Genomic DNA, 10,633 nt, shown 5'->3' on the forward strand with positions numbered 1-10,633 from the left:
AACTTTGTGCACGATAAATAAGCTGGTTATCGCCCTTCACTTCCTTTCCCATAATTTATATAACTCTGGTTATCTTTGAGAAGCTCATAAAACATGACATTATTTTTACGAAGCTATGGTAAAGTCCGCCTAAACAAGTGTAACTAAATGTAACAGGCTAAGATTTGATGTACCACAAACGCGTAAAAATGCGTGATCATAAAAGTGAAGTAAACCTGTTTAGAAACCGTGTTATTGTCGCATTCATAGGTATTCTGCTTTTCACTCTCGTCTTAGTCGGTAACCTATACCGACTTCAAGTTCAAAACTTTGATAGCTACCAAACCCGCGCCGACGGGAACCGAATCAAAGTGCTCCCTATCGCCCCTACGCGAGGATTAATTTACGACAGAAATGGTGTGTTGTTGGCTGAAAACAAACTGGTGTTTTCACTCACCATGATCCCTGAGCAAACAAAAGATGTAGACGTGATGCTGAGCAAGCTCAACGAGTACATTCCACTGAGTGAAGAGCAAATTACGCGTTTTAAAAAGCGCTATCGCAATACCCGCCGCTTTAAGTCCGTTACGATATTAGAGAACCTGACGGAAAAAGAGATCGCAAAATTCTCGGTTCACCAATACTTGTTTCCAGGACTGACAATCGATACCAGCTTAAAGCGTTTCTACCCTAACGGTGAAGTACTGACCCATGTATTAGGCTACGTTGCACACATCAATGACAACGATTTAAGAAAACTGGAAGAACAAGGTAAAGAAGCGAATTATCAAGCGACGACTATCATTGGTAAGCTCGGCGTTGAGCGATACTATGAAGACATACTTCATGGACAAAAAGGCTATCAAGAGGTTGAGGTAAATAGCCGAGGCCGCATCGTCAGAACGATAAAGTACGTTCCTCCTGTTGCTGGTAAAGACATCGTACTCAACATTGATCTTGAACTGCAAAAGTATGTGTTCGAACAACTTGATCATCGCACTGGCAGTGCTGTTGTCCTAGACCCGAAAGACAACAGTGTTTTGGCTATGGCATCAAGCCCGAGTTACGACCCTAACCTATTCGTTGATGGCATTTCTAGCAAGAATTATCAAACACTTCTTAATGACCCTGCTCATCCATTGGTAAACAGAGCGACGTTAGGTGTTTATCCGCCCGCTTCTACTGTTAAGCCGTTTATCGCTGTTGCGGGCTTGGAAGAACATGTTATTTCTGAAAATACCATCCGTAATGACCACGGCGTATGGCGCATTCCTGGGTCTAAATCTAACTCTAAAGCCTGGCGCGACTGGAAGCGTTGGGGGCACGGTCCTGTTGATGTGACACAAGCGATTGAAGAGTCGGTCGATTCCTTTTTCTATCAAATGGCTTTCGACCTGGGCATCGACCGTATTAGCACGTGGATGAACCGTTTTGGTTTTGGTAAACCATCGGGCATCGACATCTACGAAGAGAGTAACGCCAACATGCCTACACGAGATTGGAAGATGATGCGCTACCGCACTCCTTGGTATCAAGGTGACACGGTACCGATCGGTATTGGACAAGGATACTGGACCTCGACTCCCTTACAACTTGCTAAAGCGACCTCTGTGTTAGTCAATCATGGCAAGGTGATGCCTCCGCATATCCTACGAGCAACACTCGATCACGGTGAAGACTTAGAGACTCAACTGCTAATAGAACCTAAACAAATGTCATCCATCGATGAAGTCCCAGACAAGATTTGGGATGTACCAATTAATGCGATGAGATTAGTGAACCACGGTAGTCGTGGTAGTGGTAGAAGAGCGTTTAAAGGAACAAAATACACGAGTGGTGGTAAATCTGGTACCTCTCAAGTATTTGGCTTAGCAAAAGATCAGGTGTACAACTCGAAAGAGTTAGAAAGGCACTTGCTTGATCACGCACTCTACACTGCTTTTGCTCCGTATGAACACCCGGATTACGTTGCAACTGTCGTTATTGAACATGGTAATGGTGGCTCTAAGGTCGGTGCTCCTTACATTCGTAAAGTGCTTGATTACGCATTCGAACATAAAAGCGGTGTGAGTAAAGACAACTCATAACTGACAAAACGTACAAAGCCCCACTCGTCTAAAGTGGGGCTTTGTCGTTCATAAACCACAATACATCTAACTGAGAACTTTAGCTTCGCAACACATGCCAAGCTTCACACAAGGTTTGAAATTGGGCGGTGTTACCCTCATCTCTATCTGGGTGCCAACGAAGCGCAAGCCTTCTCCACTGTTTACGTATTTCTTCCGGTGAAGCGTCTAGTGGTAACTCAAACAAGCTCAATGCTCGGTTTCGGTCCATGTCTGTTTCACTACCACCAACAAACTTCTTATAGCGGGTCCAAAACTCATTCAATAGTCGCTTAACTTCACCCTCTTCGGCTTCATAGTTCAACCAATCAATGTAGTACTCACGCAACGGGTCTTGGTGGTCAATAGCGTGTGTACTTCCGTGATATCGACCACACATTAGTTCTATCTCCATCGCTTGAACTTGCAGCCAATTATCTGGGTATAGCGTCTCTTGCAGTTGGTAAAGCGCGTTCATGATTAAGAAGTTCTTCTTGAATAACTCCTTCTCTGGAACCGGATCAAGGACAGGAATAAAGCCGAGCTCGTTGAGATGCGTAGCCAAGGTGTGCACTTTCCACCCCGTCGGCTTTTGTTTGAGCACTTCCATGATTGGCCAAAGCAACGGGTTTTCCATGTGTGCTTGAAACTGGCAACTAATATTTTGATGACTCGATGAGTCTAGGTTGTCTGACATAATTAATTGAGCCCGCAGCCATATGCATGTGTGTATATAATTAATTGATAAGCGATCTGTCGTGGTTTGTCGAGTTTCAAACTAAATAAATTTCAACCAGTTATGTATTTACAAAGCAAAAAGGCCAGCATTATGCTGACCTTTAGTATACGAAAACAGACGAATTAGATAACGCCAAGCTCTCTTAGGCGCTCCATTAGGTACTCGTTTGCTGTGTACTTTTCAGAAAGAACCACTTCTGGTTTCGGGTGCAAGAAAAGTGGCAGTGAGATGCGAGACTTTTCTTGGCGTGCGCCAGTTGGGTTGATAACACGGTGAGTCGTCGATGGGAAGTAACCGCCAGATGCTTCTTGCAGCATGTCACCGATGTTGATGATCATGTTGCCGAAGTCACACGGTACATCTAGCCACTCGTCATTTTGAGACTTAACTTGTAGTCCAGGCTCGTTTGCCGCAGGTAGAACAGTAAGAAGGTTAATGTCTTCGTGTGCTGCAGCGCGGATTGCTCCTGGTTCTTCATCACCTTGCATTGGTGGGTAGTGAAGTACGCGAAGCAGAGTTTGTTCGCTACCGTTGATCATTTCTGATAGAGCGATAGAGAACTTCTCTTGCACTTCTTGAGGTGCGTGCGCTTCAACCCAACCTAATAGCTCTTGAGCAAAAGCATTAGCACGTTGGTAGTAGTCTAGAATCTGTTCTTTAAGCTGCTCAGGAATTTGACCCCAAGGATATACGTGGAAGTACTCTTTGATGTCTTTTACTGTGTGGCCCTTTGCAACTTCAGATACTGAAGGTGGAAAATATCCATCTTGTGTTTCAACATTGAAGTGGAAGTTTTCTTTCTCTTCAGAGATGAAGAATTGGTACCAGTTCTCGTAAATTGACTCAACAAGCTCTTTTGGGATTGGGTGATTTTTCAGTACGCCAAATCCAGTTTCACGTAAAGAGCGAACAAATTGTTCTGCTGCGTCGTTAGCAAGATAATCGACAGTTTCCAGTTTCATGACTTTCTTTCTTGTTATGTAGTGATACGGGGATTTTATGGTCCGCTTTGTTGTAAATCAAACTTTAGTGAAACTCTCGCAACCGTTTGTCTAGATACTGGGCGATAACGCTACTTTTCAACAAATTTGGTAATCAAAACCCAATTGAACGGTGTTCATTATTGTGTAACTATACATAAAACTTATATAGGATCTGATGATGACAATTACGCCACTTGCTCAAAATAGACCTCTACTTTCGCTCACTGTTTTGTATCTCGTTGTTTTTTTTTCTCAGCGTTTGCTCCCTCTTCGAGAGCCGTATGGGTTGCGGAAATCGTACCTGCATTAATGATTCTTATCGGTATTTGGTGGCTATCCACTAAATTAACATTTTCAAAAACCGCTTATGTTTTGATGTTCATTTGGTTGGCACTGCACACGATTGGCGCTAAGTACACTTTTGCGCAGGTACCGTTCGATTGGTTTAATCAGTTAATTGGCTCTGAGCGCAACAATTTTGACAGAGTCGCGCACTTTTCTATCGGGCTTTATGCCTACCCACTCGCTGAATATCTTATTCGGAAGAAATTGGCTCAACCCGTGATTGCGTGCTTCTTTGCACTGTTTGCCATCATGAGTGTTGCGGCAGGCTATGAAATTATTGAGTGGTGGTATGCTGAAATCGCAGGTGGTGATGAAGGTATCGCTTTCCTTGGTTCACAAGGTGATATTTGGGATGCGCAAAAAGACATGCTATGTGATACGAGCGGAGCTATCGTCTCACTGCTGCTTCTAAAGCTTCAAGGACGTACCAAAGTTTAGCCAAACACTTCGTTAACTCAGTTTATTCAAGACTTACTTTCAAATGCCACACGTGCTATACGATGTGGCATTTTTGTGTTTTAGCTTCAAGGCTATTTCATAGTGACCTTACCACCCACGAACTTAAATGCGGGTGTGCCTCGTACTAACGTATCTCGAGCAAACTCAATTCCACATTCAGGGCAAACGCACGGCTCTGTAGTAAAGTCTTCGACAATCCTTTCCTTAAAACATTTTACGAGCGCACCCTTACCGCCTTTTCGATATTTGAATAACTGTGTTTTGCATTTCGCACAAAATATTTGAACGGTTTTCGTGGGTTGCTTCTTGTTTGGTTTCGCCATAAAGGTAACGTGCTGATTCTTATTGTTTAAGTTTAGGCGCTACAAGCACTAAGCTTATGCCGACTAATATGATGGTTGATGAAATAACAAATTGCATGGTGACAGGCTCCGAGAGCAACAGTACGCCGCCGAGCGTCGCAATAACCGGAACCGAAAGCTGTGCGATTGATGCCACGACAGTATTGAGCTTCTTCACTACGTAGTACCACAAACTGTAACCAACCCCTGAAGCTAAAGAGCCAGACAATACGGCATAAATGAACCCTTGTTCAGACATCGAAATATCAAGAGCTGAACTTGGTACTACGAGCCATGGTGAGATAAACACCAAGACAATCAATGAACAGAACCCAAAGTTGGCCGTTGTTGACAGCAGAGCATTTGAAGATCGCTTTCCGGCCAAGGTATAAATACCCCACCCGATACCTGCCAATGACATTAGCGCAATTGAAACTAAATCAGGTGTATTGGTTGTGCTGGTCGGCATTAACAAATAAACAAGTCCTGAAACAGAGAGCAAACAACCCGCCCACTCAATCAAGGACATCTTATTACCTGAGATGAGATGAGCCGTAATCATGGTAAATTGTACCGCAACAAACAACACTAACGCGCCAAGCCCGGCTCCCAGTTCTAAATGTGCAAACGAGAATCCGAACATATAAACGATCAATGGCACGACTGAGACTAGACTGAATTGAGATTTGAGCTTAGAAAATAGCGATGTAGGGCTAAGTTCAGCTGTGTTATTGCTATTGTGGGACGCTATACCTTGCAAAATCAATAGAGTAAACGCGCCAGATAAAATACGTATAACGGAGAAACTCAAAGGATCGATGGTTTGATCCATCAATGCCCATCGGCAAAGCACCGAGTTGGCCGCAAAGGCCACCAGCGTAATTAATGTCACTAAGACGGTTTGCATTATTGTTCCCTTACCCTTGCTGACACTATCCGCGTATTAATCAACGTCAGGTTTAACCCAAACTTGGCTAAAGTCGAACCAACCAAGCGCATTACACTTCGCGTTTTGCAAGGTGCCACATTGGTCTTTGTTTACACCTAGCCAACAATGGAACATGGGAATCAATTGATTGCTTTGTACCAGTTGCTTACCGAGCTGCCTTGCTGGGAACTGCTCAAATTCACCAGAGCGCCAACGATCGATCATATGGCACCACTGATCAAAATCTTCTGCTGGGCTCGACTCATCAAGGAAACTGTAATCCATAAGCCAGCATGCCAACGCATCGTCTCTGTTGTTTGCAATTCCCATTGGGTTTATCCAAATATCTACATCATCCGCATGCGGTGGATCGGTTTCGTAACCGAAAAGCTCAACATCAACGTTATATTGCTTGAGAACCGTCACTATGGCTTTCGCGAGCGTAGGAAACATTGGGTGTTGGCACTGATAGGCTAACTTTACTGCAGGCTTAGTATCGGCTGGTGGACACTGCGGAACTTTTAACTTGATATCGTACCAACCAGGCTTGATGCCATAAGCATGCAATACACCCAGATCAATGACGGTCTCTTTGGGAATGTGTACAAAAAGATCGGCAGCATTTAGCGCATTGGATAAAAACTCCGCCCATGCAGGGTCCTTCGCGATACCTTTCTTTCTGTTTAGCAATAGATACGTACATCCCGGATCGAGCTCTACTTCATCGCTATCTCCGCGATCAGCCATAACCGGCTTAGAAAGGCTTGGATAAACCATGGACGAATAGGCTTCATCCACGACCCATACCTCGACACGATCAATCAGCGGCCTAAAGCCAAAGTAGCCATTGAAAGCGGTTAATACGAGTTGTTTTTCGTCATTCTTTTCAATGCGATATGGACCAGTACCAATTGGACGAATATCGTAGTCCTCGCCACGTAAAATCATCGGCAACGTCACTTTTGCGACGGATTCTGTAAGCGCGAGTGGGAAGTATTTATCCGGGCGCGTTAGAAAGACATCAACGACGCAATTGGCCGGAGATGATACGTCTTTAATATGGGAGAACATATTAAGTGGCTCGAGTGCTAGCAGTGTATCAACGACGTGATTTGTCATGAGTGGCTCACCATTATGGAAGCGCACACCGGGTCTCAAGAAAAACCGCCATTGATAGTCACTGATTTGCTGCCAAGAGTGGGCAAGATCAGGCTGGAGCTGATCGTTTTCATCCAAACGCGTTAAACCACTGAAGACTTGGCAGGCGATGTGTTGTTCTGAGCGACGCATCGACTTTGTCGGATTAAGCATGGAAAGCGGGCGATAATAAGGCAAACGAATGACCTGTTCACCCTCTTGATATTGAACCCCGAGGTAGTTTTGGATAACTTGGGTTAGCTTTGCAGCATTTTGGTCAAGAACGGATAGCGCTTGTCCAATCTTACCTTCTTCTAAGTAGCGCCTTGCCAAGTTTTCGCTAACGTCACAACGATTCTGCTTGAAGATGAGTTGGGATAACTTACCTCGACCAGCCGCAGGTAGCCACTCTACCCAGCCCTCTTCTTCGAGTTTGTTGAGTACCATTCTAGCATTTCGACGGGTACAACAGAGTACATCTGTTATGTCATCAAGCTGAACATCAGCGTCTTTACCATCGAAGTATTCAAACAGGGTTTCAAATTGAACGCGAAGTCTTGGGCTACTCATAAAGAGGAAAACTTATTCAAGGGACAATGAATTCAGTTTCCTCATTTTATTAGTGAAAATCAATCTAACTGATAATGTTTTTACACAGAAATATCGAATTTGAGTAGGTAAGTTTATTTTGACTAAGATAGCAAGACGGCAAAGCGCTTTGCAGACATAGGGTTACATCACATCACAACCAATTTCATTGGCGATGTCGCGAAGCTGTTGTTCATCGTCTAACTTTATTGACCACTTACATTCAGAGCCATTGGCTGAGATGACATTTGCCCCTTTTCCGATCAGTTGAATCGCATCGACTTGCGCTTGAAGCGTGACTCTGTGTTCACCATCTAAACGAACAACAAGCTCGTGCGCTGTTGCAATGACTTTTCCATTTTTAAAGGTTATGACCATGGATTTCTCAAACTAGAATTGTGGTTAGTTAACGGGGTTCAAACTGGTGGTCACAATGGTGTCACCAATAAACGATCGTTTTATCGTTTGTGCTTTTTTACTGCAATGGTTAAACGGCTTGTACAGACCAAGCGTTGACGCTCGTCAGTAATATTTATCTGCCATACTTGTGTCGATACACCAAGGTGAATTGGCTCAGCGGTGCCGATAACATGCCCTTCACGCATTGATCTTACATGATTAGCGTTGATGTCGAGTCCAACACAGTAGTAGCCTTCTGGCACACAGAAATTTGCTGCTAATGAGCCGAGCGTTTCTGCAAGCACAACGGAAGCGCCTCCATGAAGCATACCAAGTGGTTGGTGAGTGAAGTGACAAACGGGCATCGTCGCTACTAATGAATTGTCGTTTACCTCGGTATAAACGATGTTGAGGTGCTCAATTAAGGTATTTTTTGAGGTCGCGTTGAAGGTATCTAGGTCAACAGGCTTTTTCCAAATGGTCATGCAGTTTCCTTAATTTTTGTTATCGCTTGAGCAGAGTTTGTTATTGGTGTCTGTTCTTGTCTTACATCTAATAAGTTATCTTATAGCTATTAGCCATTACGCAAGTTGATGTTAACATGCATAAAAACCGAATACACAGAGGATATTGTATGACGTCATGGATGAAGTTTGCCTCGCTTCTCACTCTCGCAGGCTTAACCGCATGTAGCGCTTCTCCAACAGGAAGAAATCAATTGCTGCTGTTTTCAGACAAAGATATGTCTCAACTTGGCGCGCAATCTTTCGAACAGATGAAGAAAGAGCAACCTATTAGTACAGATGCAAAAACAAACGCCTATGTACAGTGTGTTGCGAACAGTATTACTCAACACATTCCTAAGCAAGGTTTTAGTGAATGGGAAGTCGTTGTTTTTGATAGTGACCAAGTAAACGCGTTTGCCCTACCTGGTGGTAAAATTGGTGTTTATACGGGGTTACTTAAGGTTGCAGTGAACCAAGACCAATTGGCTACCGTCATCGGACACGAAGTCGCGCACGTTTTAGCTGATCACAGCAACGAACGTTTGTCCCAATCACAGATCGCTAATACAGGTTTATCGATTACGAGTGTTGCTTTGGGTTCATCTGAATACAAGCAATATCAAGGGATGACCATGGCCGCATTAGGCTTGGGGGTTCAATATGGTGTGATTCTGCCTTATGGGCGAACTCAAGAGTCTGAAGCCGATATTGTTGGCCTAGAATACATGGCGCAAGCTGGTTTTGACCCTAAACAGAGCGTCGATTTGTGGCAGAACATGGCGAAAGCGTCAGGTGGAAGCCAACCACCAGAGCTTCTTTCTACTCACCCTTCGCACAGTACTCGTATTAAAGACTTACAGTCAAAAATAACAACGCTACCTCAATCGAATGTAGCAAGACCAAACTGTAAGGCATAATGTAAGTCCGGAGCGCTTTACCAACACGACGCGGTGATGACTCCATAAAAAACGCCCTAACCATTTGGATAGGGCGTTTTTCGTTTAGTGAGATTCTTGCTCTGACATTGACTCTATCGCAAGAGTATTAAGTACCAAGGATCTGTAACGGTAGGCTTAGTAGCTGGTCGCCTGTAGAAGCAAAATACCAAATAACGCCGATCAAACTAGACACTAGACCTACATACCAAAGGAAAGAAACTACTTGGCCATATCTATCTAGTGGTAATAAATGGCTATGGTGGCGCCCTCTCCATTCAAACAGTATTTCAACGCTACCCATAATCAATAGGAAGCCAAACAGTGTTAGATTCAACTGATAACTTAGAATAACGCCGCCTACAGCCGCTGCGACACATAGAACGATACCGAGCACACTGTTCATCGAAAAGCTGATACTTTTTAGAACATGACCACCATCAAGCGGCAAAATCGGCAGTAGGTTGAATAAGTTAAGTAAGGCATTAAATACCGCAAGGCCGGCAAAAAACATCTCGCCTGTCACCCAATACAAAACGGTAAACACAAGCGACAATATCAGTCCAAATAAAGGCCCCATGATTGAGATAACGACATCTTGCCATCGTGTATTAATCTTCTCATCAGAGAGTGCTAAACCACCGAGGAAAGGGATAAGATAAATACCTTTCGTTTTCATACCAAAGTATTTCATGGCTCTAATATGTCCATATTCATGGAACATCAAGCAAGCGATCAAAGCGAGAGCGAACTGGATAGAAAATAGCCACGAATATGCCGCTAAACTTGCAGATGCAAGCACCACTTTAATCAACTTAGCACTCTTAAGCGCTTTCATTCCAAGCGATACTAACCCAATCAGGCTAAAACGTTTTTCAGGTTTAGGCGCGACAACCGGAGTTTGCTGTTCGATGTCTTTAGTATTACGGCTTCCTTCGGTGATGACTTGTCCGTTAACCAGCGCCTTATAAGCCATCTCAAAAGGTTGCCACTGAACCGTAGATTCGACGTGACACTGCAACGTTTCTTCGCCAGAACGAAGCATAAATGTGTGTGTTCGCACATCACCATCTTCCGAAGTCGCATCTAATTGAGACACTAATGTGTTGTCCCAAAACAGTTGCTGCCACCCTGCCATCGATCCTTCTAAACGAAGCGGTTTACCAAGAAACTCTATCGCGAGTAATTC

Annotated in this window: 10 protein-coding genes and 1 pseudogene; 3 read left to right on the plus strand and 8 right to left on the minus strand. The window is 44.0% G+C overall.

The window, feature by feature from the left end; all coding sequences use genetic code 11:
- Nucleotides 1–167 precede the first annotated feature (167 nt).
- Nucleotides 168–2,066: a penicillin-binding protein 2 gene (gene mrdA / locus BCT81_RS07725; RefSeq protein ID WP_102423744.1), complete on the plus strand. Its 1,899-nt coding sequence runs from the start codon at nt 168–170 to the stop codon at nt 2,064–2,066.
- Nucleotides 2,067–2,145: 79 nt separating this feature from the next.
- Here mrdA and BCT81_RS07730 read toward each other — a convergent pair whose 3' ends face one another.
- Nucleotides 2,146–2,781, minus strand: coding sequence for a DNA-J related domain-containing protein (locus tag BCT81_RS07730; protein WP_102423745.1), 636 nt, complete (start codon nt 2,779–2,781; stop codon nt 2,146–2,148).
- 164 nt (nt 2,782–2,945) lie between these two features.
- The gene (locus tag BCT81_RS07735; protein ID WP_102423746.1) at nt 2,946–3,785 is read right to left on the minus strand and encodes a 2OG-Fe(II) oxygenase family protein; all 840 of its coding nucleotides are present in this window, start codon (nt 3,783–3,785) and stop codon (nt 2,946–2,948) included.
- Between the two features lie 199 nt (nt 3,786–3,984).
- On the opposite strand from BCT81_RS07735, the pseudogene BCT81_RS07740 reads away from it, so the two are divergent.
- A pseudogene (locus BCT81_RS07740) lies at nt 3,985–4,589 on the plus strand (DUF2238 domain-containing protein).
- A 92-nt stretch (nt 4,590–4,681) separates the two neighbouring features.
- Here BCT81_RS07740 and BCT81_RS07745 read toward each other — a convergent pair.
- From BCT81_RS07745 to BCT81_RS07765, 5 genes are all read right to left on the minus strand, one after another.
- Nucleotides 4,682–4,933 (minus strand): hypothetical protein, encoded by a 252-nt coding sequence (locus BCT81_RS07745; protein ID WP_008221456.1) that lies wholly within the window; start codon nt 4,931–4,933, stop codon nt 4,682–4,684.
- Nucleotides 4,934–4,952: 19 nt separating this feature from the next.
- Nucleotides 4,953–5,858, minus strand: coding sequence for a DMT family transporter (locus BCT81_RS07750; RefSeq protein ID WP_102423747.1), 906 nt, complete (start codon nt 5,856–5,858; stop codon nt 4,953–4,955).
- 36 nt (nt 5,859–5,894) lie between these two features.
- Nucleotides 5,895–7,586, minus strand: a complete 1,692-nt coding sequence (locus BCT81_RS07755) for an SgrR family transcriptional regulator (RefSeq protein WP_102423748.1) — start codon at nt 7,584–7,586, stop codon at nt 5,895–5,897.
- Nucleotides 7,587–7,748: 162 nt separating this feature from the next.
- Nucleotides 7,749–7,982 carry a DUF3389 domain-containing protein gene (locus BCT81_RS07760; RefSeq protein ID WP_008221462.1) on the minus strand — a complete coding sequence of 78 codons (234 nt, stop codon included), beginning with the start codon at nt 7,980–7,982 and terminating at the stop codon, nt 7,749–7,751.
- 80 nt (nt 7,983–8,062) lie between these two features.
- On the minus strand, nt 8,063–8,488 hold the full coding sequence (locus tag BCT81_RS07765) for a hotdog fold thioesterase (RefSeq protein ID WP_004738033.1): 426 nt from the start codon (nt 8,486–8,488) through the stop codon (nt 8,063–8,065).
- 149 nt (nt 8,489–8,637) lie between these two features.
- On the opposite strand from BCT81_RS07765, the gene BCT81_RS07770 reads away from it, so the two are divergent.
- Complete coding sequence (locus tag BCT81_RS07770; protein ID WP_008221465.1) at nt 8,638–9,426, plus strand: M48 family metallopeptidase; 789 nt, start codon at nt 8,638–8,640, stop codon at nt 9,424–9,426.
- Nucleotides 9,427–9,553: 127 nt separating this feature from the next.
- On the opposite strand, the gene BCT81_RS07775 is transcribed toward BCT81_RS07770, so the two are convergent.
- Nucleotides 9,554–10,633, minus strand: a 1,080-nt coding sequence (locus BCT81_RS07775; protein ID WP_241908180.1) for a site-2 protease family protein, incomplete at its 5' end; no start/stop codon positions are given.

It is taken from the genome of Vibrio sp. 10N.261.52.A1 (assembly GCF_002876325.1).
GTDB lineage: Bacteria > Pseudomonadota > Gammaproteobacteria > Enterobacterales > Vibrionaceae > Vibrio > Vibrio chagasii.